At 71.9% G+C, this 25,750-nt stretch carries 22 protein-coding genes and 1 pseudogene; 6 read left to right on the plus strand and 17 right to left on the minus strand.

Annotated elements, in window-relative coordinates; translation table 11 throughout:
• Positions 1–150: 150 nt before the first annotated feature.
• The 4 genes from OHT52_RS06845 to OHT52_RS06860 all read right to left on the minus strand — a co-directional run bounded on the left by OHT52_RS06845 (position 151) and on the right by OHT52_RS06860 (position 4,368).
• Positions 151–1,215 carry an iron-siderophore ABC transporter substrate-binding protein gene (locus tag OHT52_RS06845; protein WP_328719236.1) on the minus strand — a complete coding sequence of 355 codons (1,065 nt, stop codon included), beginning with the start codon at positions 1,213–1,215 and terminating at the stop codon, positions 151–153.
• A gap of 111 nt (positions 1,216–1,326) precedes the next feature.
• A complete protein-coding gene (locus tag OHT52_RS06850; RefSeq protein WP_328719237.1) occupies positions 1,327–2,157 on the minus strand; it encodes an ABC transporter ATP-binding protein in 831 nt (276 codons plus the stop codon).
• Between the two features lie 70 nt (positions 2,158–2,227).
• Positions 2,228–3,322 carry a FecCD family ABC transporter permease gene (locus OHT52_RS06855; protein ID WP_328719238.1) on the minus strand — a complete coding sequence of 365 codons (1,095 nt, stop codon included), beginning with the start codon at positions 3,320–3,322 and terminating at the stop codon, positions 2,228–2,230.
• Entirely contained in the window at positions 3,319–4,368 is a 1,050-nt protein-coding gene (locus OHT52_RS06860; RefSeq protein ID WP_328723638.1) for a FecCD family ABC transporter permease, read from the minus strand. Before OHT52_RS06860 ends, OHT52_RS06855 begins: the two co-directional genes overlap by 4 nt.
• Before the next feature lie 301 nt (positions 4,369–4,669).
• Here OHT52_RS06860 and OHT52_RS06865 point away from each other — a divergent pair, with 301 nt between their 5' ends.
• Entirely contained in the window at positions 4,670–5,272 is a 603-nt protein-coding gene (locus OHT52_RS06865; RefSeq protein ID WP_328719239.1) for an MSMEG_1061 family FMN-dependent PPOX-type flavoprotein, read from the plus strand.
• A gap of 63 nt (positions 5,273–5,335) precedes the next feature.
• On the opposite strand, the gene OHT52_RS06870 is transcribed toward OHT52_RS06865, so the two are convergent.
• The gene (locus tag OHT52_RS06870; RefSeq protein WP_328719240.1) at positions 5,336–5,950 is read right to left on the minus strand and encodes a CGNR zinc finger domain-containing protein; all 615 of its coding nucleotides are present in this window, start codon (positions 5,948–5,950) and stop codon (positions 5,336–5,338) included.
• A gap of 179 nt (positions 5,951–6,129) precedes the next feature.
• Here OHT52_RS06870 and OHT52_RS06875 point away from each other — a divergent pair, with 179 nt between their 5' ends.
• Positions 6,130–6,873, plus strand: coding sequence for a phosphodiesterase (locus OHT52_RS06875; protein ID WP_328719241.1), 744 nt, complete (start codon positions 6,130–6,132; stop codon positions 6,871–6,873).
• Between the two features lie 69 nt (positions 6,874–6,942).
• Positions 6,943–7,248 (plus strand): annotated as a pseudogene (locus tag OHT52_RS06880) (LysE family translocator); the annotation flags it as partial.
• A 187-nt stretch (positions 7,249–7,435) separates the two neighbouring features.
• On the opposite strand, the gene pruA reads toward OHT52_RS06880, so the two are convergent.
• Complete coding sequence (gene pruA / locus OHT52_RS06885) at positions 7,436–9,067, minus strand: L-glutamate gamma-semialdehyde dehydrogenase (protein ID WP_328719242.1); 1,632 nt, start codon at positions 9,065–9,067, stop codon at positions 7,436–7,438.
• Between the two features lie 48 nt (positions 9,068–9,115).
• Complete coding sequence (locus OHT52_RS06890; protein WP_328719243.1) at positions 9,116–10,042, minus strand: proline dehydrogenase family protein; 927 nt, start codon at positions 10,040–10,042, stop codon at positions 9,116–9,118.
• A gap of 218 nt (positions 10,043–10,260) precedes the next feature.
• Between OHT52_RS06890 and OHT52_RS06895 the strand changes: the two genes are divergently transcribed.
• A complete protein-coding gene (locus tag OHT52_RS06895) occupies positions 10,261–11,409 on the plus strand; it encodes a PucR family transcriptional regulator (protein WP_328719244.1) in 1,149 nt (382 codons plus the stop codon).
• A gap of 59 nt (positions 11,410–11,468) precedes the next feature.
• On the opposite strand, the gene OHT52_RS06900 is transcribed toward OHT52_RS06895, so the two are convergent.
• Together OHT52_RS06900 and OHT52_RS06905 are read right to left on the minus strand one after the other, a co-directional pair.
• Positions 11,469–11,990: a hypothetical protein gene (locus OHT52_RS06900; RefSeq protein WP_328719245.1), complete on the minus strand. Its 522-nt coding sequence runs from the start codon at positions 11,988–11,990 to the stop codon at positions 11,469–11,471.
• Entirely contained in the window at positions 11,987–12,688 is a 702-nt protein-coding gene (locus tag OHT52_RS06905) for a hypothetical protein (protein ID WP_328719246.1), read from the minus strand. The genes OHT52_RS06900 and OHT52_RS06905 overlap by 4 nt, the downstream gene beginning before the upstream one ends.
• 291 nt (positions 12,689–12,979) lie before the next feature.
• Between OHT52_RS06905 and OHT52_RS06910 the strand changes: the two genes are divergently transcribed.
• The gene (locus OHT52_RS06910; RefSeq protein WP_328719247.1) at positions 12,980–14,557 is read left to right on the plus strand and encodes a hypothetical protein; all 1,578 of its coding nucleotides are present in this window, start codon (positions 12,980–12,982) and stop codon (positions 14,555–14,557) included.
• A 26-nt stretch (positions 14,558–14,583) separates the two neighbouring features.
• On the opposite strand, the gene OHT52_RS06915 is transcribed toward OHT52_RS06910, so the two are convergent.
• Positions 14,584–14,952, minus strand: coding sequence for a MerR family transcriptional regulator (locus OHT52_RS06915; protein ID WP_328719248.1), 369 nt, complete (start codon positions 14,950–14,952; stop codon positions 14,584–14,586).
• 120 nt (positions 14,953–15,072) lie between these two features.
• On the opposite strand from OHT52_RS06915, the gene OHT52_RS06920 reads away from it, so the two are divergent.
• Positions 15,073–15,744, plus strand: a complete 672-nt coding sequence (locus tag OHT52_RS06920; RefSeq protein ID WP_328719249.1) for an SDR family NAD(P)-dependent oxidoreductase — start codon at positions 15,073–15,075, stop codon at positions 15,742–15,744.
• 93 nt (positions 15,745–15,837) lie between these two features.
• Here the strand turns inward: OHT52_RS06920 and OHT52_RS06925 are convergent, their stop codons facing one another.
• From OHT52_RS06925 to OHT52_RS06955, 7 genes are all read right to left on the minus strand, one after another.
• Positions 15,838–16,578 carry a dienelactone hydrolase family protein gene (locus tag OHT52_RS06925; RefSeq protein ID WP_328719250.1) on the minus strand — a complete coding sequence of 247 codons (741 nt, stop codon included), beginning with the start codon at positions 16,576–16,578 and terminating at the stop codon, positions 15,838–15,840.
• 233 nt (positions 16,579–16,811) lie between these two features.
• A complete protein-coding gene (locus tag OHT52_RS06930) occupies positions 16,812–17,372 on the minus strand; it encodes an SMI1/KNR4 family protein (protein WP_328719251.1) in 561 nt (186 codons plus the stop codon).
• A 67-nt stretch (positions 17,373–17,439) separates the two neighbouring features.
• Positions 17,440–19,920 (minus strand): Tox-REase-5 domain-containing protein, encoded by a 2,481-nt coding sequence (locus tag OHT52_RS06935; protein ID WP_328719252.1) that lies wholly within the window; start codon positions 19,918–19,920, stop codon positions 17,440–17,442.
• 304 nt (positions 19,921–20,224) lie between these two features.
• Positions 20,225–21,817 carry a phosphoglycerate dehydrogenase gene (gene serA, locus OHT52_RS06940; RefSeq protein ID WP_328719253.1) on the minus strand — a complete coding sequence of 531 codons (1,593 nt, stop codon included), beginning with the start codon at positions 21,815–21,817 and terminating at the stop codon, positions 20,225–20,227.
• A 331-nt stretch (positions 21,818–22,148) separates the two neighbouring features.
• On the minus strand, positions 22,149–23,147 hold the full coding sequence (gene ilvC, locus OHT52_RS06945) for a ketol-acid reductoisomerase (RefSeq protein ID WP_328719254.1): 999 nt from the start codon (positions 23,145–23,147) through the stop codon (positions 22,149–22,151).
• A 137-nt stretch (positions 23,148–23,284) separates the two neighbouring features.
• Positions 23,285–23,812 (minus strand): acetolactate synthase small subunit, encoded by a 528-nt coding sequence (gene ilvN / locus OHT52_RS06950; RefSeq protein WP_328719255.1) that lies wholly within the window; start codon positions 23,810–23,812, stop codon positions 23,285–23,287.
• A 20-nt stretch (positions 23,813–23,832) separates the two neighbouring features.
• Entirely contained in the window at positions 23,833–25,689 is a 1,857-nt protein-coding gene (locus tag OHT52_RS06955) for an acetolactate synthase large subunit (RefSeq protein ID WP_328719256.1), read from the minus strand.
• Between the last annotated feature and the right edge of the window lie 61 nt (positions 25,690–25,750).

Here is a 25,750-nt window from a genome sequence, read left to right on the forward strand (position 1 = left end):
CCCGCATGATCCACCCGCCCGGCCCAGGACGACCGACCCGACCGAACCGAATCCCGGCCCCCGCCCCCCGCTCCCGGGAAAACGGACCGGGCCGGTGGGACGGGCGCGACCGTGCGCCCGTCCCACCGGCCCGGAGACCTGGCGGTTCCGCTACTTCTTGACGTACTTCGCGAACTCCGGCACGACGTGGTCGATCGCGTAGGTGGTCGAGAGGATCGAGTCGGTGGCGAACGCCTGGCTCAGACCGCCCTCGTCGAAGACCATGGCGTGACCGTCGGCGACCGCGGGGATCTTCTTGTAGAGCGCGTCGGAGGTGACCTGCGCGGGCTTGAGGCCGATGGGCGCGGTGACGATCAGGTCGGCGTCGAACTGGTCGAGGTTCTCCTCGGAGACGCTGACCGAGAACGCGTCACCGGCCTGCTTCTCGATGACCGGGTTGTTCTTGAAGCCGAGCCGCTTGATGAAGTCGACGCGTCCGGTGCCCGAGACGTACGCACCCCAGCCGACCGAGGTCTTCGAGGCGAGGGTGACCGTCTTGTCCTTGAACTCGGGGTGCGCCTTCGCCGCGGCGGCGAACTTGTCCTCGACGCCCTGGATCAGCTTGTCCCCCTCGGCCTTCTTGCCGAGCGCGGTGGAGACCATCCGGGTCTGCTGCTCCCAGGAGAGCTTGTACTGGTCGCCGCCCTTCGGGACGCCGATGACCGGGGCGATCTTGCTGAGGGTGTCGTAACGGGTCTGGTCACCGCTGGACTTGGTGTCGAGGATCAGGTCGGGCTTGAGGGCCGCGATCTTCTCGTACTCCGGCTCCATGGTGCCGATCTTCTCGGGGCTCTTGGTGTAGAGGCCCTTGGCCCACGGGCCGACACCGTCGCCGCCGAAGGCGAGCCAGTCGCTCTCGCCGACGGGCTGGACGCCGAGGGCGAGCGCGGTCTCCGCGTCGCCCCAGCCGAGTGCGACGACCCGCTCGGGCTGCTCCTTCACCGTGATGGAGCCGAACTTGGTGTCGACGGACACCGGGAAGGCTCCGGCCGAGGCGGAGGCGGTGGACGACGTGTCCTTGGCGGAGTCGCCGGAGTCGTCGGAGGAGCAGCCGGTCGCGCCGATCAGCACGGCGGCGAGCGGAAGCGCCAGCAGGCCGAGCGAGGCACGGGAGCGGGTGGGGGTACCGGAACGACGGGCAAGGGGGTTCCGGAGACGCACGTTCTTCATGCCCATGAGGTTAGCCTAACCTTAATTCAGGCGGCGCACAGGGGTCCGATAGATGCAATTCGCGCCGCTTCAGGGCGAGTTGGGTCGCCGCCCGGAGGCTTCGGGCCCGGACCGGGCTCAGGCGACGGGCTCGTCCTGCCGCACCGCGGCCGGCACGTGGTGGCGGCCGATCGGCACGATCATCGGGGTGCCGGAGGCCGGGTCGGGGACGACCGAGCAGCGCATTCCGAAGACCTCGGTGACCAGTTCCCCGGTCACGATCTCGGTGGGGCGGCCCTCGGCGACGATCCGGCCGTCCTTCATCGCGACCAGGTGATCGGCGTACCGGCAGGCGAGGTTCAGATCGTGCAGCACGGCGACCATGGTCACCCCGCGCTCCCGGTTGATGTCGGTGAGCAGGTCGAGGACGTCCAGCTGGTGGCTGATGTCGAGGTAGGTGGTCGGCTCGTCGAGCAGCAGTACGTCGGTGTGCTGGGCGATCGCCATGGCGATCCAGACGCGCTGGCGCTGGCCCCCGGAGAGCTCGTCGACCGGGCGCTCGGCGAGCTCCAGTACGTCCGTGGCGACGAGCGCCTCGGCGACCGCCGCGTCGTCCTCGGCGGTCCAGGAGCGCAGCCAGCCCTGGCGCGGGTAGCGGCCCCGGCCGACCAGGTCGGCGACGGTGATGCCCTCGGGGGCCACCGGGGTCTGCGGGAGGATGCCGAGGATTCCGGCGACCGCCTTGGTGGGCATCGACCGGATGTCCTTGCCGTCCAGCAGGACCGTGCCCGCCGAGGGGGCGAGCAGCCGGGCCATGGAGCGCAGCAGGGTGGACTTGCCGCAGGCGTTGGGGCCCACGATCATCGTCACGCCGCCCGGCGGGATGTCGATGTCGAGGTCCTTGACGATGTCCCGGCTGCCGTATCCGAGGCGCAGTCCGCGCGCTCCCAGGCTGTGTTCCGCGCTCACGCGGCACTCCCCTCCATCTGGTCCTTGCGAGTCCTTGCCGGCCCTGCTTGCGGGGTCGGCCGCGGGCGGGTCATCCGCCCTGTCCCGAACGGTTGGCGCGGATCAGCAGCCACATCAGGTACGGGGCGCCGATCACGCTGGTGACGACCCCGACGGGAAGCTGCCCGGAGGCACCCATCGGCAGGTCGACGAGGTCCAGCACGTGCTGCGCGGCGAAGTCGGCGACCACCACCAGCAGCGCGCCGGTCAGCCCGGAGGCGACCAGCGAGGCGCCCCGCCCGGGGGCCAGTCGGCGGGCGACGGGCGCGGCGACGAAGGCGACGAACCCGACGGGTCCGGCGGCGGCGGTCGCCACACCGGCCAGCGCGACGGCACAGCAGAGCAGCTGGAGCCGGCCCCGCTCGGTGCGGGCGCCCAGGCCGGCGGCGGTGTCGTCGCCGAGCTGCAGTACGGGCATCTGGCGGGCGGCCAGGAAGAGCAGCGGCAGCAGCACCACGAGCGCCCAGGCCAGGGGCCTCAGCAGGTCCCAGGAGCGGCCGTTGAGACTGCCGGTGAGCCAGAGCAGCGCCGACTGCGCTTCGGTGACCTCGGAGCGGGTCATCAGGTAGGAGATCACGCTGGACAGTCCGGCGCCGATACCGACGCCGACGAGGACGAGCCGGGCGCCGGTCACCCCGCGCCGCCAGGCGAGCGCGTAGATCAGCGCGCCGGTGAGGACCGCGCCGGCCAGGGCGGACACGGAGAGCAGCACCCCGCTGACCGCGAACAGCGAGGAGGCGAGCACCGCGGCGACGGAGGCGCCCGAGCTGATGCCGATGATGTCGGGGCTGGCGAGCGGGTTGCGCAGCAGGCTCTGGAAGATCGCACCGGAGAGCCCGAAGGCGATCCCGACCAGGATGGCCATCAGGGCGCGGGGCATCCGCAGCTCGCCGACGATGAACCAGGTGGCGGGGTCGGCGCGCCCGGTGAGGGCGGCGAACACGTCGGAGAGCGGCACCGCCATGTCCCCGTACGCCAGCGAACCGCACAGGGCGGCGACGGTGGCGACGGCGAGGACCACGCAGACCGTGAGGTAGCGGGCGCGGCCGTTGCGGCGCACCCGGGCGACCTCACGTACCGCCCCGGCGGGGGCGGACACCGAAGAGGTGGCGGCGGGGGCGGTCACAGTTCCACCAGCTTCCGTCGGCGGACCAGGATCACGAAGGGGATGCAGCCGATGACGGCGGTGACGATGCCGACCTGCACCTCGGCGGGCCGAGCGACCAGACGGCCGACGATGTCGGCGACGAGCAGCAGGATCGGGGCGAGGACCGCGCTGTAGGCGAGCACCCAGCGGTGGTCGGGGCCGGTGATCAGCCGGGCGGCGTGCGGGACGACCAGGCCGACGAACCCGATGGGTCCGGCGATCGCGGTGGCCGCGCCGCAGAGCAGGACCACGGCGAGGGCGGAGGCGGCGCGGGCCACGCCCACCCGCTGGCCGAGGCCCCGGGCCACGTCGTCGCCGAGGGCGAGGGCGTTGAGCTGGGGGCCGAGTGCGAGGGCGAGGAGGGAGCCGACCACGATGAAGGGCAGTACCTGCCAGAGCGCGTCGGTCTCCCGGCCGGAGAGCGAACCGACCTGCCAGAAGCGGAACTGGTCGAAGGTCTTGCTGTCGGTCAGCAGCATCGCGGTGGTGAGGGAGCCGAGGAAGGCGGTGGTGGCGGCTCCGGCGAGCGCCAGTTTGACGGGGGTGGCGCCTTCCCGTCCGATCGAGCTGACGCCGTAGACGAAGAGGGCGGCGAGCAGCGCGCCGCCGAATCCGAACCAGAGGTACTGCCCGGGGGCGGTGAGGCCGAGGACGCCCATGGCGAGGACCACGGAGACGGACGCTCCGGCGTTGACGCCGAGCAGGCCGGGGTCGGCCAGGGGATTGCGGGTGACGCCCTGCATGAGCGCCCCGGCGAGGCCGAGGGCGACTCCGGCGAGGATTCCGGCGCAGGTGCGCGGGATGCGGACCGTCCGGACGATGACGTCGGTGCGCCGGGCGTCGTCGGGGCTGACCAGTCCGTGCCACACGTCGGCGAGGGGTACGTGCCCCGATCCGACGGCGAGGCTGACCGCGGCGATCAGTACGAGGACCACCAGCGCGGCCAGGAGACCGGCGGCGAGCGCGGAACGGGAACCCTTGCGGCGGACGCCGGCGGCCGGCGGTGCGGTACGCGCCGAGGGCAGGGTGGCGGCGGCCGGGGTCACCGGGCACCTGTCGCGGTGGCCGGTATCGCGTCCGGCATCGTTCGCTCCTCAACGGGCTCCGCGTGAAGCCGGCAACGGCTCCACGCAGGGGGAATGCCCGCCAGGAGATAACCCGAGGGCCTACAGTAAGGTGACCCTAACATTGTAAGCATGTACGGAAAAAACCGGTCTGGGTCACGATGCCGCACCGGTTGACCGTACGGATCCAGCCATCCACGGGTACCCGGCGAGGGCGACCTCCGTCCGTACGTACCGCCAGGCCACCTGCCAGGAAGTCGTCTTGCACCCCAGCACCGCAGCGCCCACCGTCGTACCGTCCGCCGCCCCGCTCCCCCGCGACGGCTGGGTCGAACTCACCGCCCCCGGGGAGCTGACCGAACTCCTCGGCGCCCCGCACCCGATCGTCATCGAGAAGGTCCACGACAGGCTGACGGAGGAGGACCTCCGGCTCATCGGCCAGTCCCCGCTCTGCACGATCGCCACCTCGGACGCGGCGGGCAACTGCGACGCCTCCCCGAAGGGCGGGGAGCCGGGGTTCACGCTCGTTCTGGACGAGCGCACCCTCGCGCTGCCGGACCTGCCGGGCAACCGCCGCTCGGACGGCTTCCGCAACATCCTGCAGAACCCGCACGTGGGCCTGCTCTACTTCATACCCGGCGTCATGGACGTGCTGCGGGTCAACGGCCGCGCCCGGGTCCTGCGGGACGCGCCGTTCTTCGGTGAACTGGCCGACGCGAAGGGCGCCCGGCCGCAGTTGGCGCTGCTGGTCGAGATCGACGAGATCTTCCGGCACTGCCCGGCGTCCCTGCGTCGCTCGGGCGTCTGGAAGCCGGACACGTGGGGCGCCGGCGCGCCGCCCGCGATTCCCGGGCAGCGCGGCTGAGGCGACCAGGACCGGCGCGGTCTCCGTATCCGCCGGGCCCCCGGCACATCAGCCGCCGCCCGGTCAGGTCGGGGCGGAACCGCCTTCGGCGACCGCTCGCCGGCGCTCGTAGTGTCGGGCGGCGCGGGCGCGGTTCCCGCACGACGGCTTGCACCACCCCTGCCGCCCGTGGCTCTTGACGAAATAGCGCACGCAGTGGGGTGCGGTGCAGGAGTGCAGCCGTGGGCGCTGCGGACCGCTGAGGAAGTCGATGACGGCGCGGGCCAGGGCGGCGAGGAGCCGTACGCCCGGATCGTCCTCGGTCGACAGCAGCCGGGCGACGGGAGCTCCGTCGGCGGGCCAGTCCATCTGCGGGGCGACCGGTTCCAGGGCCGCCGCCGCGTTGAGCCGGGCCGTGGCCCGGTCGACCGGCATCAGGCGGTGGGCGTCCGCCGGGCTGGGCTGAGCGGGACGGACGGCCCTCGCGAACAGGGCCCGGACCGCTTCGCGGACCTCGACGATCCGCAGCCTCAGGTCTTCGTCCGCCGCGAACTCCGCCGGGACCCGGCCGGCCAGCAGATCCCCGCACTCCTGAATCCAGCGGGTCGCCCCCGGGACGGTGGCGAGGTCGTCGGCGATGCCGCCTTCACCGTCGTGGCGGATCGTGCTCGCCAGTTCCAGTGCCAGCCAACGCTCCACGAGACGTCTCCTTCCAGCTCCGGCTCTGCGCCCGGGTCGTCGGCCTCCATCCTCACACCTCTAACGGAAAACCAAAAACTACCGTTAGAGTCTGCGGCGGGTGGTGGCATCCGGGCGACACGTGCCGTGCCGCCGCACGTGCGGCGGCCGAAGCCGACGCGACCGAGGGAGACGACGGAATGACTCTGCTGCTCGCACAGATCAGCGACCTGCACCTCGACGGCAGCGAGCGGGCGACCCTGCGTGCCACCCGCGTCATGGACCACCTGCGGGCCCTGCCCCGGCCGGTCGACGCCCTTCTGGTCACCGGGGACATCGCCGACCACGGCGACGAGGCCGAATACGAGGAAGCGGCCCGGATACTCGCCGCCCCCTTCCCGGTGCTCATGTGCCCCGGCAACCACGACGAGCGCGCCGCCTACCGCAAGGCCCTGCTCGAAGAGGCGCCCGGCCACGGCCCCGTCAACCGGGCCCACCACATCGGCGGCACCACGATCCTGATGTGCGACTCCACCATTCCGGGCCGCGACGAGGGCCGTCTCGACGCGGAGACGCTCACCTGGATCGGCACCACTCTCGCCGCGCTGCCCGAGGACGCCCCGGCGCTGATCGCCTTCCACCAGCCGCCGGTCCGGCTCCACCACCCGCTGCCCGACTCCTTCATGCTCGAAGAGCCCGGCGAGCTCGCCGCCCTGCTCGACGCGTATCCGCAGATCACCGCGGTCCTCACCGGACACGCCCACACCGCGGCCGCCTCCACCTTCGCGGGGCGTCCGCTGATCGTCGGCCCGGCCGTCACCTGGACCCTGCGCCTGCCCTGGGAAGGCGACGAGCCCGCGGACCGCGAGCAGCCCCCCGGCCTCGCCTTCCACGTCCTGGACGACGACCGGCGCCTGACCACCCACTACCGCGTCGTGGTCTGATCACGGAGCGGCAGCGCCTGGAGGCACCGTGATCCACCCGTACGCCGTCGCCGGGTTCCTGGTGGCGATGTGATCCACCCGTACGCCGTCGCCGGGTTCCTGGTGGCGATCCTCCCGCTGATCGCCACCCCGGGAGCCGGCCTGGCCCTGCTGGTCCAGCACGTGACCGACGCCGGGCGCCGCCGGGCCGTTCCGGTCGTCCTCGGCACGGTCACCGGCCTGTACGTCCACGCCGCTTTCGCCGTGGCAGGTCTGTCGGCCCTGGTCATGCATTCGAGCCAGGCGTTCACCGCCGTCAGACTCACCGGCGCCGCCTACCTCGTCGGCCTGGGCATCTGGACGTGGCGTTCCGCGTCGGCCGAACGCACCACGTCGGCGGTGCTCGTCGCTCTCGGCATCCGGAGCGCGGTCGCGTAGGCCCGATCCGCGCCCGGGGTGCGCCCGGCGGATACGCAGACCGCCCCCGTCCGGCAGGGGGGGTGCCGGACAGGGGCGGGGTTCCGGGCGGGGCGCCGCCGCCGCGGTCGTGGTGACCGAGGGGCGGCCGGCGTCCCGGAGGGCGTCAGCCCTGGTGGGGGTAGGTGTACTCGGTCGGCGGGACCAGCGTCTCCTTGATGGCGCGGGTCAGCGTCCAGCGCTGCAGGTTCTGCGGGGCGCCGGCCTTGTCGTTCGTACCCGAGGCGCGGCCGCCACCGAAGGGCTGCTGGCCGACGACGGCACCGGTCGACTTGTCGTTGATGTAGAAGTTGCCCGCCGCGTAGCGGAGCTTCTCCATCGTGTGGGCCGCGGCGGCGCGGTCGCCCGCGATGACGGAACCGGTCAGGGCGTAGTCGGAGACCGACTCCATCTGGTCCAGCATCGCGTCGTACTGGTCGTCCTCGTACACGTGGACGGCGAGGATCGGGCCGAAGTACTCGGTCGTGAAGACCTCGTTCTCCGGGTCGGTGCACTCGATGACGGTCGGGCGGACGAAGTAGCCCACCGAGTCGTCGTAGGTGCCGCCCGCGACGATCGTGCACGTCGGGTCGGCTGCGGCGCGGTCGATGGCGGCCTTGTTCTTCGCGAAGGAGCGGTCGTCGATGACGGCGCCCATGAAATGCGAGAGGTCGGTGACGTCACCCATGGTGATGGCGTCGACCTCGGCCGCGAACTTCTCCTTGAAACCGGAGTTCCAGATGGAGGCGGGGACGTAGGCGCGCGAGGACGCCGAGCACTTCTGGCCCTGGTACTCGAAGGAGCCGCGGGTCAGCGCGGTCTTCAGGACGGCCTGGTCGGCCGACGGGTGGGCGACGACGAAGTCCTTGCCACCGGTCTCGCCGACGAGCCGCGGGTAGGTGCGGTAGTTGGCGATGTTGTTGCCGACCGTCTTCCACAGGTGCTGGAAGGTCGGGGTCGAGCCGGTGAAATGGATACCGGCCAGGTCGCGGTGGTTCAGCGCGACCTCGGAGACCGCGATGCCGTCGCCGGTCACCAGGTTGATGACGCCCTTGGGCAGACCGGCCTCTTCCAGGAGCCGCATCAGCAGCACGGCGGCGTGGGTCTGCGTCGGGGACGGCTTCCACACGACGACGTTGCCCATGAGCGCCGGGGCGGTCGGCAGGTTGCCCGCGATGGCGGTGAAGTTGAAGGGCGTGATCGCGTAGACGAAGCCCTCCAGCGGGCGGTGGTCCATGCGGTTCCACACGCCGGTGGAGTTGGCCGGCGGCTGCTCGGCGAGGATCTGGCGCGCGTAGTGCACGTTGAAGCGCCAGAAGTCGACGAGCTCGCAGGGGGTGTCGATCTCGGCCTGCTGGGCGGTCTTGCCCTGGCCGAGCATGGTGGAGGCGGCCATCGTCTCGCGCCACGGGCCGGAGAGCAGCTCGGCGGCGCGCAGGATGATCGCGGCGCGGTCGTCGAAGGCCATCGCGCGCCAGGCCGGGGCGGCGGCGAGCGCGGCGTCGATCGCGTCCTGGGCGTCCTGCTCGGTGGCACCGGCGAAGGTGCCGATGACGGCGCGGTGGTTGTGCGGCTGCACGACGTCGACGCGGGCGCCGCCGCCCATCCGCTCCTCGCCACCGATGGTCATCGGGAGGTCGATCGGGTTCTCGCCGAGCTCCTTGAGCTTCGCCTCCAGGCGGGCGCGCTCGGGGGTACCCGGGGCGTAGGAGTGGACCGGCTCGTTGACCGGCGCGGGGACCTGGGTGACAGCATCCATGAGTGCCTTGTCTCCTTGGTTCGTCGGGGTGGGGGGTGGGAGCCGGACTCAGCCCTTGGTGAGGATGGAGCGCGCGAAGAAGAGGAGGTTGGCCGGCTTCTCCGCGAGGCGGCGCATGAAGTAGCCGTACCAGTCGGTGCCGTACGCGGTGTAGACACGCATGCGGTGGCCCTCCGCGGCGAGGCGGACGTGCTCGTCGCTGCGGATGCCGTAGAGCATCTGGAACTCGTACTCGTCCAGCTTGCGGCCGGCCTGGCGGCCGAGTTCCTGGGCGATGGCGACGAGACGCGGGTCGTGCGACCCGATCATCGGGTAGCCGTCGCCCTCCATGAGGATCTTCATGATGCGGACGTACGCCTTGTCGATCTCGGCCTTGTCCTGGTACGCGACGGAGGCGGGCTCCTTGTACGCACCCTTCACGATACGCACGCGGCTGCCCGCGGCGGCGAGCCGGCGGGCGTCGTCCTCGGTGCGGAACAGGTACGCCTGGATCACGCAGCCGGTCTGCGGGAAGTCCTTCCGCAGTTCCTCGTGGATGGCGAACATCGAGTCGAGGGTGGTGTGGTCCTCGGCGTCCAGGGTGACCGTGGTGCCGATGGCCGCGGCGGCCTCGACGACCGGGCGGACGTTGGCGAGGGCCAGCTCGTGGCCGTTCTCCAGCGCCTGGCCGAACATCGAGAGCTTGACCGACATCTCGGCCTTGGTGCCGAAGCCCAGGTCCTTCAGGCGTCCGACCAGCTCCAGGTAGGCGTCGCGCGCGGCAGCGGCCTCGGCGGGCGTGGTGATGTCCTCGCCGACCACGTCGAGGGTGAGCTCCAGGCCCTTTCCGACGGATTCACGGACGACCGGGAGGACGTGGTCGACGTTCTCACCGGCGATGAAGCGGTCGACGACCTGCTTGGTGCCCGGCGCGGCCGAGATGAACCGGCGCATCCGGTCGCTGCGCGACGCGGCGAGAATCACGGGACCCAGCACGGGGCACCTCCACGAAAGTACTGATGGACGACGGGACGACTACGGGGCCGGCCGCCTGTCCTGGAGCCGGACGAAAGGCTTCGTACCGGTCCGGACCATGACAGCACGGAGAACCACGGTGAAATCTATGGATTGCACCGAACGTGTGCCATCGACAGCTGTCACGCATCCGCGCCCGCCACCTCATACATCTGTCTGAAGGGTGCGAGAATGGCGGGATGAAAGGCGACTACCAGGAACTCGTCGACGAGATCTCCGGACTGCTGAGCGCGCCCGCCACCCTGGAGAACCGCGACTTCGGCCTGATCGCCTTCGGGGTGCACGACAGCGACGACGACACCGCCATGGACCCGGTCCGTACCCGGTCGATCCTGACCCGCCGCTCCACATCGGCGGTCCGCGCCTTCTTCGAGGGCTTCGGCATCACCCGTGCCACCGGGCCGGTCCGCATTCCGGCGGGCCCGGAAGCCGGAGTCCACCTCAGCCGGATCTGCCTCCCGGTACGCCACCGGGGTGTGGTGCTCGGTTACGTCTGGCTGCTGGACACGGTCCCCGGCCCGACCGACGAACGGCTGGCGGCGGCCATGGACGTGGCGGACCGGATCGGGGCACTCCTCGCCGACGAGGTCCGGGCCGGCGCGGACCTCTCCCGCGAGCTGGGCGCGGCCCTCACCGCGGGGCACGGCTGGCAGCGGGACATGGCGCTGACCGCGCTCCGGGAGGCGCTGGGCGCGGACGCCGACGGGCTGCACGCGGTGGTGTGCGTCTCCCCGTGGACGGCGGACGACACCCCGTCGGCGCGGACGGTCCCCTCGGCGGCGGCGCTCACGGTGGTCGCCCCGCCGGCCGGGCACGACGCGCTCTGCCTCGCCGCGCTCGTACGGCTGCGGTCCCCGGACACCCCCGGCCCCGCGGACACGGCGGCCGAGCGGCTGCGCACCGCGGCGGGCCGGGACGCGACCGCGGGGGTGGCCGACCCGCGCCGGGGTCTGGGCGAGCTGGCCGACGCCTGGCACGAGGCGGTGTCGGCGGCCCGAGCGGCGGCGGCCGAACCCCGGCTCGGCCCGGTCGCCCGGTGGTCGGGCATCGGCCCGTACCGCCTGCTGACCGCCCTGTCCCACGCCCCCGCGGGCCCCGACCCCTCGGTGGTCGCGCTGCTGGCCCCGGCCCACGCGGAGCTGGCCCGCACGGCGGAGACCTTCCTCGACCTCGCGGGGCAGGCGAGCCGGACGGCGGCCGAGCTGGGCATCCACCGTCAGACCTTGTACTACCGGCTCTCCCGGGTCCAGCAGCTCACCGGGCTCGACCTCGCCAGCGGCGAGGACCGGCTGCTGCTGCACATGGCACTGAAGCGCGCCCGGCTCTGAGCGGGGCCGGCTCTCAGCGGGGCCGGCTCTCAGCGACGCCGCCGGGAACGGCCGCCGGATCAGTCGCCCCGGTCCGCCTCGACGACGGGCGACGCGCTGACCAGCGCGACCATCACCAGGGGTGCGTCCCCGTCGCTGTGGCCGACGCTCACCCCCACCCAGCGGTCCCGGCCGGGCAGCGGCCCCCAGACGCGGAGGTCGCCGTAACAGTCCTCGCCGAGCAGGGCCGCGTGGAGCGGGGGCAGGGGCCGTCCCGCCTGGCGCCACACCAACGCGGGGTGCATCGCCACCCGGCGGTGCGCCCCCCATCGGACGTCCAATTCCGCTACGAGCGCTTCGAGTTGTCGCTGTGCGGCGCCTTCCGCGTCGTTCCAGTCGCTCCCGTACACGCCGGCGAGACCGTCGCCCTCCCAGAGCGGGACGATCCGGAACCCCTTTCCGGTGGTGGCCCGCCACTCCCCCGTCCCGGGGTCCCCCTCGCCGACGGTGGGCCCCGCCACGGGTACGGGCCCCGCCGCCAGCGCCGTCACGTCGGCCACGGCCCGCCCGGCGTCGAAGGGCTCCCCGGCGCGGACGCTCACAGCACGGCCCGGTCGAGCGGACGCGGCAGCGGGCGGAGCGCGCCGGCCGCGCTCAGCGCGTCGTACGCCTCGACCACCTCGGCCGTACCGCCCAGGGCCAGTAGAACGCCTCCGCCGGGCAACTCCTCCCGCTCCGAACCGAGTCCGTCCGGGACCAGGGCCGCCCGGGCGGGCGAGAGGTAGCCGTACCGGCCGACGACCGGGTCTCCGACCGTGTAACCGGCCTCGTCCTCCAGGGCGTCGAGGAGGTCGTCGTCGCTGACGTCACCGAAGTCCGGGCCCCACACGCGCGCGAGGGCCGCGAGCAGCTCGCCCTCGGGCACGTCCGCGCCGTCCGGCGCGTCGACGGCCACCACCACGGACTGGAGCAGGAACTCCGGTGCGCCGCCCGCAAGTCCACTGATCTCGACCCCGACTCCCGCGTCCGGTGCGGCGATCAGCCGGAGCCCGGTGCCGACCCGGTCCGACCAGTCGTCGGCGGTACGCGCCTCGCGCAGGACCTCGGCCAGCGGTTCCCGCCCCGGCGCGAGCGGGGCATCGTCCGCGCCGGACGCCCGGACACGCCGCCACGCCCAGTCAGGGCCGGTCGCGCCCCCGAGGAGCGCGGCGACCTGCCGGAGCGTCAGCTCCCAGCGCCCGGAGAGCTCTTCGACGGACTCCACCCGGGGGCCCCAGAAACCCCGCACCACACGCCGCATCCGCTTCCTCCGTCGCCCGGTGTCCAACGCCTCTCGGGTCAGCAGACTAAGGGTTGCCCCGTCATTCGTGGGGGATCGGTGCGCGCCGTCGGATGCGGTGGGTCGACGAGCGTCGCCCTCATCGCGTTCACGCACCGCGTTCGCGCACGGCGGGCTGCCCGCGGCGTCGTTCGGGAGCTCCCTCAACGGCCCCGGCGCAGGGCTGCTCCCCTCGGTTCCTCGATGTGCGGGGCGGATAGGGTCGTGAACCGGGAGTTCCACGGAGCCGGTTGACCCATGGGGGGCCACGCCATGCCTGCACCTGCGCGACTCCGGGAGGACGCCGATCTCCCCACCCGGCGGCTCGCCGGTCTGGCCCTCAACCCGTCCGTGCCCGAGAGCGTCCTGCTGAGGCTGCTCGCCGCCGCCCCGTTGGCGGTACGGATGGTGCTGTGCCGGGACCGGGTGCTGCCCGACGCGGTGGTCGACGCGGTGATCGCGCACCCCGACCACCACACCCGCGGCTTCTTCGCCCGGAACCCCCATGTCGATCCGGCCCAGCGGGCCCGGCTGGTGGACGATCCCGAGTGGCTCGTCCGAGCGCACCTCGCCGAAGGGCCCGAAGTGGACTTGCTCGACCGGCCCCGACCCCTGCCCGACGAAACCGTCATCCACATGATCAGAACGTATGACGACGATCTCCAGTGGTCTCTCTACCGTCATGTGTCCGCCGGGCTGCGTGCGTCCATGCCCACCCACCCGAACGCGGAGGTCCGCCGCCGGGGGCTCGGCATGTTCGGATCAAGCTCCGCCGAGGTACGGGCCGCGATGCTGACCGACCCCGACGAGGGTGTCCGGGAGATGGCGCGGCAGCGTGCGCGCCTCGAAGACCCGGCGTGGGTGGAGAGCGCGCTCCCCGACCGACCGTGCCACGCCCGCACCGACATGCTGGTCAACAGAGCCCTCAGCGCAGCCGTGGTGGGATGCGTCCTCGCGACGCCCGTCGGCAGGCAGGACAGGGCGATGATCGCCGGCAACCCCACCCTCCCTCCCGACGCCGTGATCCTCCTGGCCGCCGATCCGGACCCGGAGATCCGGGGCCGGATCGCGCGCCGCGCCGACCTGCGGCCCACCGAGCGCCGTGCACTCGTCGCCGACCCTGACCCGGGCGTACGCAGGAAGGTGGCGCACCACGCGGACCTGGGACCGGCCGAGCGCGCCGCGCTCGCGACGGACCCCGACCCGGACGTCCGGCTGGCCGTGTCCGTCCACCCGGGGCTGAGCGAGGAGGAACGCGCCCGGATCGACTACGAAGTTCCCCCGGGCGGCGACTTCGGCCGGTGTCTTCCGGCCTGGACACCCGAGGATCCCGAAGCCGTCCGGCCGAACGCACTCTCCGAACACCCGCTGCTGCGCCGGCGAGCGGCCAGATATCACCTGCTACCGCCGGACCTCGTCGCGCGCCTGGCCGACGACGACCTCGGTGTCCGCGTCCTGCTGGCACAGAACCATCCGGACGCCCCCGCACCACTCCTGCTGCGCAGCTTCGTCGAGTACACCGGTGCCGAGCGCGCCCACCTCACCACCCGGCCGGACTTCCCGACCGAAGGACTGGCCGCCTTCGCCGACCACGAGGAGCCCGCGGTCCGGGCCTTGGCCACACGCGACCCCGCGACCGGGCCGGCGGTGGTGGACCGGCTCTCCCGGGACCCGGACCCTGCCGTGAGGGCCGCGGCGGCACGCCACCCGAATCTTCCGCGGCCGCGACTGGCGGAACTCCTCGACGACGAGGAGTTGGCCCACGCCGCCGCCGCGAACCCGGCGCTGAGTCCCGACGCGGTCCGCCGGCTGGTGGACGCGATTCCGATGACCGGGTCACCGGCCGCGTAGCCGCCGTCGGCCCGAAGCCGCGCCGGTCACTCACCAAGCTTGCGCACGGCGGCGGCGAGCATGGCGTCGAGCGCCTCCTGGGAGGCCCGCAGGCCGGCGATCGCCTCGGCGACCCTGGCGGTTTCGCGTTGCAGTGCGGAGACCATGCCCCGGCAGCCGGAGGGGACGAGCCGGTCGTCCTCGGCGTGCACGCAGTGCATCAGCCCGGCGATCACCGAGGTGGGCAGGCCGCCCGCGAGGAGGTAGCGGATGCTGCGCACCGCCACGACGTCCCCGTCGTCGTAGTCGCGGTAGCCGTTCGCGAGCCGTCGCGGGCGGAGCAGGCCCTGCTCCTCGTAGTAGCGCAGCAGCCGCCTGTTCACCCCGGTCGCCTCAGCGAGGTCACCGATCCGCATGCCCGTCCCCCTGCCGTCCGGTCGCGGGGCGCGCGCCGTCGACCGCCTTGACCTTCACACCGGTGTGAGGTCCTACCGTCCTCATTGTCACCGCAGGCAAGGCGAGTTGGGGAGATCGGCATGTCCGGAGCAGTCGTCGTCGGAGCGGGTACCGGAATCGGCGCGGCGGTCGCTCGCAGGTTCGCGCGGGAGGGTCTGCCGGTGGCGCTCCTCGCACGCGGCGAGGGAACGCTGAAGGCCGCCGCCCAGGCGATTCCGGCCGACGGCGGCCCGCTGCTCACGCTGACGGCCGACGCCACCGACGAGGAGGCGCTGCGCGCCGCCCTGGACGCGGCCGCCGACGAGTTCGGCCCGGCCGACGTGGTGGTGTACAACGCCGCGATCATCAGGTCGGACGCACCGGGCGAACTCTCGGCCTCCGGTCAGCTCGGCGCCTGGGCCGTCAACGTGGGCGGCGCGCTCACCACCGCCGCCCACGTCGCGCCGGGCATGGCGGAGCGCGGGCGCGGCACCTTCCTCGTCACCGGCGGAATGCCCGAGCCGAAGCCCGGATGGGTCAGCCTCTCCCTCGGCAAGGCCGGGGTACGGACCCTGGTGCACCTGCTCGGCCTGGAGTACGGCTCCCGGGGCGTCCATGTCGCCTCCGTGACCGTGGACGGGCCCGTGGTGCCCGGTACCTCCTTCGACCCTGATCTGATCGCCGAACACTACTGGCGGCTGCACACCCAGCCGGAGGACCGGTGGGAGCAGGAGGTCGTGCACGGCCGGACGATCGCCGCGAACACCCCGTAGGAGTCGCCCCGGGGAGCGTACGGCCCCTGCCGCTGCCGACAGGGGCCGTACCGCTGAAGCGGTGTCCGCCGGACACCGCCTACGGGTGCCCCCTCAGCTCAGGTGCCGGGTGAGGAAGCGGGCCGCGTCCTCACCCGCCGACTGCGGGACGCCGGTGTGGCCGCCCATGCTGGCGAGCAGCGTCTTCTCCTCGGAGCCGAAGGCGTCGAAGAGGTCCAGGGCTGCCTGCCGGTCGTTCCCCTCGTCGTCCCACTGCAACAGGACGTGGAGCGGAATGGTGACCCGGCGGGCCTCCTCCTGGATGGCGCGCGGTACGAAGCTCCCGGCGAACAGGACGGCGGCCGAGACGCGCGGCTCGACCAGCGCCAGCCGGATTCCGATGGAGATCACTCCCCCCGAGTACCCGACCGGACCGTCGATGCCGGGCAGCGCGAGGAGGGCGTCGATGGCGGCCTGCCATTCGGGGACCGCCTGTTCGACCAGCGGGAGGACGAGGGCGTCGACGGTGTCGTCGCCGACCGGTTCGCCCGCCTGGACGGCCCGGCGCATGTCCGCACGGGCCTGGTCGACGGCGGCCAGGCGGGGCCGGTCGCCGCTTCCGGGGAGTTCGACGGTGGCTGCGGCGAAGCCGTCGGCCACGGCCTGCCGGGCCCGCCCCACCAGCCGGGGGTACATCTTGCCCAGCCCGAGCGGGGGGTGGCCGAGCAGGATCAGCGGCACCGGCGCGGACCCGGATGCCGATGCGGGCGTCCACAGGATGCCGGGGATGTCGCCGAGGGTGAACTCGCGCTCAAACATGGTTTCGTCGAGGCGTCGTTCGGAAGTGAAACGCATGGTCGTGCCTTTCGGGAGAGCTCGTGACGGCGCTCCCGGACGACCTATCGCCCGACCGTGACCCCGGAGGAGAGCACCACAGTGAATTGGTTCACGGGTACCACCTCCTCGTTCTCTCGCACGGCCTCCGGAAGGCTAGCAGCTTGGCCGCGCCCCGGGCGGCGGGGTTCGCGGGAGCGCGGGGCAACGGGGCAAACGGGGCAAACGAGTCGGTCCGGCGGTGACGAGCCGCGTCAACGGCTCGCCAGCCAGTCGCCGTACCAGGCGCGAAAACCGGAACTCGCCGGCGTGAAGCCGCCCCAGTCCGGATCGATGCGCCAGATCTCCCCCGCGTACGGGCCGTTGAGGATCAGCCGGAGGAACATCGCGCAGCCCTCCTCGGCCAGCACGAGCGTGCCGGGTGTCAGCTCTTCGAGCCCCGGTGACCCGATCCGGCCGGGCAGCGGTCCGGTGAGCGGGAACGGCGCGGAGAGCCGGCCCGGCCTCCGGTCTTCCGCCCACTCGTCGTCCACGGCCCGGTCCCCGTCCTCGGCCGCCTCGGCGCCGAGGGAGACCAACGGCATCAGCCCATGCCCCGGCCCGGCCGGACCGTCGCCGACCTCGGCGACGAAGGAGCGGTACTCCACCGGCAGGGCGATCCCGTGGAACGCCTCGAACGCCCGGATCTCGGTCTCCGGCAGCCGGGGTTCCAGCGCGTACCGGTGCGTACGTGCCCCGAAACGAGCGAACCCCGGGTCCGCTGCGGCCATCTCCCGAATCCGCGCGCGGACCCCGTCCCCGTCCCAGTTCTCCACCCGGCGACCGTAGCAACGAGACCGACAGGATCTACTGGCTGCCCCACTGCTCCGCGCCGGACGGCCTTCAGTCGAACGCGCCCGGCTTCCGCGCGCTGTCGATCGGCTTCTGCGCGGTGTGCACCACCTTGACCGGCAGTCCCTCCTCGCGGAAGGCGGCACGGGCCGCCTTGGCCACGTCCGGATCGGAGAAGTGCCATTCGACGGCGCGTCCTCCGGACGCCTCCACCTGGGCGCGCGCCTCCGCGAGGAACTTCTCCTTGCCGGAGGCGGTGAGGGCCGCCTTGCCCGGCTGGGCGAGGTAGCTGGTGTAGCCGTTCTTCGCCTCCAGGAACGTCTGCCTGCCGGAGTCCCAGCCGTCGTACTCGACCGCCGGCTTGCCCTCCTTGGTGCTGGGCACGACGTACTCCCGACCTCGGACCGTGCCCGTGACCTGCTCCTGGTAGCGGAGCCAGGACTCGTTGGTCCAGTTGGGCTGGGGGTTGCGGTCGCGGCTCGCCCAGTAGCCGTCGCCGAGGTCCGCGGAGCCGAGCTCGGGGTCGTTCAAGTCCTTCGCCCAGGGGGCCGGTTCGTAGTTGCGGGGGTCCGAGGTGTCCCCGTGGCGGGGCTCCGGGTACTGCTTCAGGTCCTCGGCCGCCTTACGGGCCCGCTCGGGCTCCTCCAGCCGCTTCTTCTCCAGCGCGGCGGCACGGGCGTCGGCGCGGGCCTTCTCCGCGGCCTCCTTCGCTGCCGTGTCGCAGCCGCCCTCCGCGAGGACGATCCGGCCCGCCGGGCCCGAGGCGAGAACGGCCGTGCCCGACCCGGCGACCCCTCCTCCACCCGGGCGGGTGCCGCCCGGGGCCCCGCCGCCCGGCCCCGTGCGGACGAGCGGGCCCGAGGCGATGACACAGCCGGTCTTGCGTGCCGCGTCCTCGGCCTTGTCGGCGGCCTCGTCGGCCTCCTTCGCCGCCTTGCTCAGCCCTTCCAGGTCACCCGCCTCGGCTGCCTTGGCCGCCCGGCGGGCCGCCGCGCCCGCGTCCCCGGCCGCCTCGGCCACCTCTTCGGCGGCCTTGCCGATCTTGCCGAGTTCGCCGACCTTTCCGGCGACCTTGCCGACGTCGTAGCCCGGGATGAAGAGCGAGCCGACGTTCCACAGCACGTCGGTGACGGCGCGGGTCCTCTCGCCGTTGTTCCACCGGTCGCGCACCTCGTCGCCGACGAACACGGTGTCGCCGACGCTGACGACGGTGTTGACCGATGCCTTGCCCCAGTCGAAGACCGCGCCGAGGTAGTCGCCGTCGCTCCACTTGCCCGAGGCGTCCTTGGAGTCCCGCATCCAGTCGCTGCCGAGCTGCTTGCCGTAGTCGGCGATGCCGGACCAGGTCTCCGGCTTGACGAGGCTGACGATGCCGGTGAGGTCGCCCCAGACACCGTCGACCGCGACGCCCTTGACCACCTGGGTCGTCTGGTCCCAGGCGCAGCCGAAGAATCCCCAGCCGCCGCAGTCCTTCTCTTCCTTCTTCTCACCGCCCCCTTCGCCGCCCTCGTCGCCGGAGGGATCGGTGACGGACGCCGGTGTGTCGTAGGCGGCTTCCGGCTCCTCGCTCGTCTCGGGGTACGTGTCCGGGCCGGCGGAAGTTCCGCCGGAGACACCGCCGGAAGTGCCGCCGGTGGAAGTGCCGCCGGTGGAACCGGACGTGGTCCCGCCGGTGGCCCCCGAAGCGGACCCGCCGGCCGCCGATCCCTCCGTGGAAGAGCCCCCGGTCGCGGTGCCTCCGGTCGTCGTGGAGCCGCCGTCCGGTCCGGTGCCGCCGGTGGTCGTCGACGAGCCCTCGCCGGAGGAGCCCGTACCCGAACTGCCGCCGGTCGCACCGCCCGTACCCGATTCGCCGCCCGTACTGCCGCCCGCTTCCACCGAACCGCTGCCGGAGGCCGGGCAGGAGGAGCCGGTGAGCGAGCAGATCGCGGACTGGAGACCCTCGGTGATCCGGCCGCCCAGCCCGCCGGCCGTGAGCGCCCCGACGAGCGCGACGACGATGAGGACCAGGCCCAGGTACTCCAGCGCCGTCTGACCCCGGTCGCGGCGCCAGGTGATCATGTGCGGGAGCGAGAACTCCGGCTTCGCCGCCCGGCGTCCGGGCGGCAGCAGGAACCACTCCCGGCTGCGGCGCCGGAAGAGGAGGACGAGCACCGCCACGGGTACGGCGAGTTGGGTCAGACCGTGCGCCGAACCGTCGGCGAGGTTGGAGACGCCTCCGGCCGCCAGCCAGAGCTGGAGGGCGATCAGCGCCCACCTGAGGCCGTTGCCACCCTCGTGCAGCCGGCGCGAGAGCCACCAGGCGAGCGCTCCGGGCAGGGCCGCCCAGGCGGCGACGCCGAGGAGCCGACCGCCCACCGCGTCCACCGCGAAGGCGGAGCCGAACAGGCCGACGGCGCCCACCGCGGTCGCGGCGGCCAGCACCATGAGGAGAATCTGCGCCAGGGCCAGCGCGCGCGGCAACGGCTGTCTGCCACCGGGCGCCGGAGCCCCTGCGGCCCCGCCCACGGGTATCCCACCGACTGCCGACATGCTGACCCCAACCCCCGGTGCCCGTACGCGACACGACTGCCGCACACGCTAAGGGCGGCCGGCCGTCCGAGTCGTGGGCCCCAGGGCCCAACTCCAGGCCCATACCGGACTATTCAGCCGACCGGGCGGAACGGGCGAGGCGCCCGTTACACGTCGCGAACAGCGGGAACAGCGCGAACAGCGAAACACCCGGGGCCCGTACGTCTCACAAGACGTACGGGCCCCGGGTGCGAAGGTCACGGCGTGCGCGGGTCACGGCGTGCGAAGGCCACGGCGCGCCGAGGCACGCGGTGCGGGAAACGGTTCAGGCGACGAGGTTCACCGAGCGGGCCATGGCGGCCCCGATCTCCTCGGAGATCTCGTTCAGCACCGACTGCGGGACGGTGTCGTCGACGGTGAGGACGACGACCGCCTCGCCGCCCACGTCCGCGCGCGAAACCTGCATGCCCGCGATGTTCAGACCGGCCTCGCCGAGGATGCGGCCGACGGTGCCGACGACACCGGGACGGTCCTGGTAGCGCAGGACGATCATGTGGTCGGCCAGCGCCAGGTCCACGTCGTGCTCGCCGATGGCGACGATCTTCTGGAGGTGCTTGGGGCCGGCCAGCGTGCCGGAGACCGAGACCTCCTCGCCGCCCGAGAGGGTGCCGCGCACGGTGACGACGTTGCGGTGCTCGGCCGACTCGGAGCTGGTGGTGAGGCGGACCTCGACACCGCGCTCCTGCGCGAAGAGCGGGGCGTTGACGTAGCTGACGGTCTCGTCCACGACGTCCTCGAAGACGCCCTTGAGCGCGGAGAGTTCGAGCACCTTCACGTCGTGCTGGGTGATCTCGCCGTACACCTCGACGTCGAGACGGGCCGCGACCTCGCCCGCGAGGGCGGTGAAGATGCGGCCGAGCTTCTCGGCGAGCGGCAGGCCCGGGCGTACGTCCTCGGCGATGACTCCGCCCTGGACGTTGACGGCGTCCGGTACCAGCTCGCCGGCGAGCGCGAGGCGCACCGAGCGGGCGACGGCGATACCGGCCTTCTCCTGGGCCTCGTCCGTGGAGGCGCCGAGGTGCGGGGTGCAGACGACCTGGTCGAACTGGAAGAGCGGGGAGTCCGTGCAGGGCTCCTTGGTGTAGACGTCGAGGCCGGCTCCGGCGACGCGCCCTTCCTTGAGGGCGGAGTAGAGCGCCTCTTCGTCCACGATGCCGCCGCGGGCGGCGTTGACGATGCGCACCGAGGGCTTCACCTTGTGCAGCGCCTCGTCGCCGATGAGACCGAGGGTCTCCGGCGTCTTGGGCAGGTGGACGGTGATGAAGTCGGAGACCTCCAGCAGCTCGTCCAGGCTGAGGAGCTTGACGCCCATCTGCGCGGCGCGGGCCGGCTGCACGTAGGGGTCGTACGCCACGATCTTCATGCCGAAGGCGGACATGCGCTGGGCGACCAGCACGCCGATGCGGCCGAGGCCCACGACACCGAGGGTCTTCTCGCTCAGCTCGACACCCGTGTACTTCGAGCGCTTCCACTCGCCGTTCTTCAGGGCGGTGTTGGCCTGCGGGATGTGGCGGGCGGTGGCGACCAGCAGACCACAGGCGAGCTCGGCGGCCGTGACGATGTTGGAGGTCGGTGCGTTCACGACCATCACACCGGCCTTGGTGGCGGCGGAGACGTCGACGTTGTCCAGACCGACACCCGCACGGGCGACGACCCGGAGCTTCTTCGCCGCGGCGATGGCCTCGGCGTCGACCTTCGTGGCGGAACGCACCAGGATCGCGTCGACATCGGCGATGGCCGGGAGCAGTTCGGCGCGGTCGGCGCCGTTGCAGTGCCGGATCTCGAAGTCCGGTCCCAGGGCGTCGACCGTGGCGGGCGACAGCTCTTCGGCGATGAGTACGACAGGTTTCGAGCTCACGTGTGTCCTCACAAATCCCAGTGCGGACGGCCGTCCCGACGGCCGCAGGCGGTGGAGGCTAGCCGCGTGGTAGACGCACGACACTGTGGGCCCTGACGCGTATATGTGTTGAGCAGTGTAGTCATGCGCCGGGGCGTTGAACGCGCCCCGGTGGAAGGATCACTCATCCGAGGGTGGACAGCCTGTACATACGTACGACCACACCTCCGGACGCGGCCTTCCGGTCCGTGCGTGTGCCGCCCGTCGCGCCCCGCAGTGACACGGGGCCGGGCGTGTGGCCGCCGGACGGGTCCCCCTCGTGCGGGCGGGACCCGTCCGGCGGCCGGAAGGCTTACGCCTCGTCGTTCACCCAGCTCATGAGCTTGCGGAGCTCGCGGCCGGTGGTCTCCAGCAGGTGGTCGCCGTCGGCCTTCTTGTACTCGTTGTACTTGGGCAGACCGTTGTGGTACTCGGCCATCCAGTTCTTGGCGAAGGTGCCGTCCTGGATCTCGGCGAGGACCTTCTTCATCTCGGCCTTGGTGGCGTCCGTGATGATGCGCGGGCCGGTGACGTAGTCGCCCCACTCGGCGGTCTCCGAGATGGACCAGCGCATCTTCTCCAGGCCGCCCTCGTACATGAGGTCCACGATGAGCTTCAGCTCGTGGAGGCACTCGAAGTACGCGATCTCCGGCTGGTAGCCGGCCTCGGTCAGGGTCTCGAAACCGGCCTTGACCAGGGCGGCGGTGCCACCGCAGAGGACGGCCTGCTCGCCGAAGAGGTCGGTCTCGGTCTCTTCCTTGAAGGTCGTCTTGATGACGCCGGCGCGGGTGCCGCCGATGCCCTTCGCGTAGGAGAGGGCCAGCTCCAGGCCCTTGCCCGACGGGTCCTGCTCGACGGCCACGATGCAGGGAACGCCGCGGCCCTCTTCGTACTGGCGGCGGACCAGGTGACCCGGGCCCTTGGGGGCGACCATGCAGACGTCGACGTTGGCCGGCGGCTTGATGAAGTCGAAGCGGATGTTCAGGCCGTGGCCGAAGAACAGCGCGTCGCCATCCTTGAGGTTGTCCTTGATGGACTCCTCGTAGACCTGGGCCTGGATCGGGTCCGGCACGAGGATCATGATGACGTCGGCCTCGGCCGCGGCCTCGGCCGGGGTGACCACGCGCAGGCCCTGCTCCTCGGCCTTGGCCTTGGACTTGGAGCCCTCGTGCAGACCGACGCGCACGTCGACGCCGGAGTCGCGCAGCGACAGCGCGTGGGCGTGGCCCTGGCTGCCGTAGCCGATGACCGCGACCTTGCGGCCCTGGATGATGGACAGGTCTGCGTCGGCGTCGTAGAACAGCTCGGCCACTGGTGTTTCTCCTTGGTGTGCAGGTGTTGCGTCCCACCGTACGGCGGGGGGCGCCGTGTACGTGCTCCGGTCTCGCCATCCGAACGGCGAGACGGGGGCGGAGGGTCCGGGCTCCGCGCCGCGGACCCCCCGCGGGGTCATGCGGTGCGGTCGAGTGCGCGCAGGGATCGGTCGGTGATCGAGCGCGCGCCGCGCCCTATGGCGATGGTGCCCGACTGGACGAGCTCCTTGATGCCGTACTGCTCCAGCATCTTGAGCATCGCGGTCAGCTTCTCGGCACCTCCGGTCGCCTCGATCGTGACCGCCTCCGGGGAGACGTCGACGGTCTTGGCGCGGAACAGCTGGACGATCTCGACGATCTGCGAGCGGGTTTCGTTGTCCGCACGGACCTTCACCAGGACGAGCTCGCGCTGGATCGCAGCGCCGGGCTCCAGTTCGACGATCTTCAGGACGTTGACCAGCTTGTTGAGCTGCTTGGTCACCTGCTCCAGGGGCAGGTCCTCGACATTGACCACGATGGTGATGCGGGAGATGTCGGGGTGTTCGGTGGTCCCGACGGCGAGCGAGTCGATGTTGAACCCGCGCCGGGAGAAGAGGGCGGTGATCCGGGCGAGGACACCGGGCTTGTTCTCGACGAGAACCGAGAGCGTGTGCTTGGTGGACATGGAGTCGGTCTCTCTGTCTCTCAGTCGTCTTCGTTGTCGCCGAAGTCGGGGCGGACACCGCGGGCGGCCATGACCTCGTCGTTGGAGGTGCCGGCGGCGACCATCGGCCACACCATGGCGTCCTCGTGGACGATGAAGTCGATGACGACCGGGCGGTCGTTGATGGCGTTGGCCTCTTCGATGACCTTGTCCAGGTCGGCGGGGTCCTCGCAGCGGATGGCGTAGCAGCCCATCGCCTCGGACAGCTTGACGAAGTCCGGCACCCGGGTGCCCCGCTGCGGGACGCCGTCGGTGTCCGCCCCGCCGCTCAGCACGGTGTTGGAGTACCGCTGGTTGTAGAAGAGGGTCTGCCACTGGCGGACCATCCCGAGGACGCCGTTGTTGATGATGGCGACCTTGATCGGGATGTTGTTCAGGGCGCAGGTGGTGAGTTCCTGGTTGGTCATCTGGAAGCAGCCGTCGCCGTCGATGGCCCAGACGGGAGCGTCCGGCCGGCCGACCTTGGCGCCCATCGCGGCCGGGACCGCGTAGCCCATGGTCCCGGCGCCGCCGCTGTTGAGCCAGGTGGCGGGCTGCTCGTACTGGATGAAGTGCGAGGCCCACATCTGGTGCTGGCCGACGCCCGCGGCGAAGATCGTTCCCTCGGGGGCGAGTTCACCGATGCGCTGGATGACCTGCTGCGGGGAGAGGCTGCCGTCCTCGGGCATGTCGTAGCCGAGGGGGTAGGTCTCGCGCCAGCGGTTGAGGTCCTTCCACCAGGCGCTGTAGTCGCCCGTGTTGCCCTCGGTGTGCTCCGCCTGGACCGCCTGGATCAGATCGGCGATGACCTCGCGGGCGTCGCCCACGATCGGCACGTCGGCGAGGCGGTTCTTGCCGATCTCGGCCGGGTCGATGTCGGCGTGCACGATCTTGGCGTAGGGGGCGAAGCTGTCCAGCTTGCCGGTGACGCGGTCGTCGAAGCGGGCGCCGAGGGCGACGATCAGGTCGGCCTTCTGCAGCGCGGTGACGGCGGTGACCGAACCGTGCATGCCGGGCATGCCCACGTGCAGCGGGTGGCTGTCGGGGAAGGAGCCCAGCGCCATCAGGGTGGTGGTGACCGGGGCTCCGGTGAGCTCGGCGAGGACCCTCAGCTCCGCCGTGGCACCGGCCTTCATCACGCCGCCGCCGACGTACAGCACCGGGCGCTTGGCCTGGGTGATGAGACGGGCGGCCTCGCGGATCTGCTTGGCGTGGGGCTTGGTGACCGGGCGGTAGCCCGGGAGGTCCTGGACGGGCGGCCAGCTGAAGGTGGTCTGCGCCTGGAGAGCGTCCTTGGCGATGTCGACGAGGACCGGGCCCGGACGGCCGCTGGAGGCGATGTGGAACGCCTCGGCGATGGTGTGCGGGATGTCGTCGGCGTTGGTCACCAGGAAGTTGTGCTTGGTGATCGGCATGGTGATGCCGCAGATGTCGGCTTCCTGGAAGGCGTCCGTGCCGATGGACGCGGTGACGACCTGCCCGGTGATCGCGACGATCGGCACGGAGTCCATGTGCGCGTCGGCGATCGGGGTCACCAGGTTGGTGGCGCCGGGGCCCGAAGTCGCCATGCACACGCCGACCTTGCCGGTGGCGAGGGCGTACCCCGAGGCGGCGTGGCCCGCACCCTGCTCGTGCCGCACCAGGACGTGGCGGACCCGGGTGGAGTCCATCAGCGGGTCGTAGGCGGGGAGAATGCAGCCGCCGGGAAGGCCGAATACCGTGTCGGCGCCGACTTCTTCGAGAGAACGGATGAGGGACTGCGCGCCCGTGACGTGCTCAACGATGGCGGACGGCTGTCCACCGTTACGGGACCGCGACTGGGGGTGGTGGGCCCCGGTGGCCTGCTCGGTCATCGGCATTCTCTTCTCGAGGCTGAGGGTTTTGCGGGGTTTTGGGGAGTGCCAGTGCAACAAAAAACCC

Source organism: Streptomyces sp. NBC_00247, from assembly GCF_036188265.1.
Classification (GTDB): domain Bacteria; phylum Actinomycetota; class Actinomycetes; order Streptomycetales; family Streptomycetaceae; genus Streptomyces.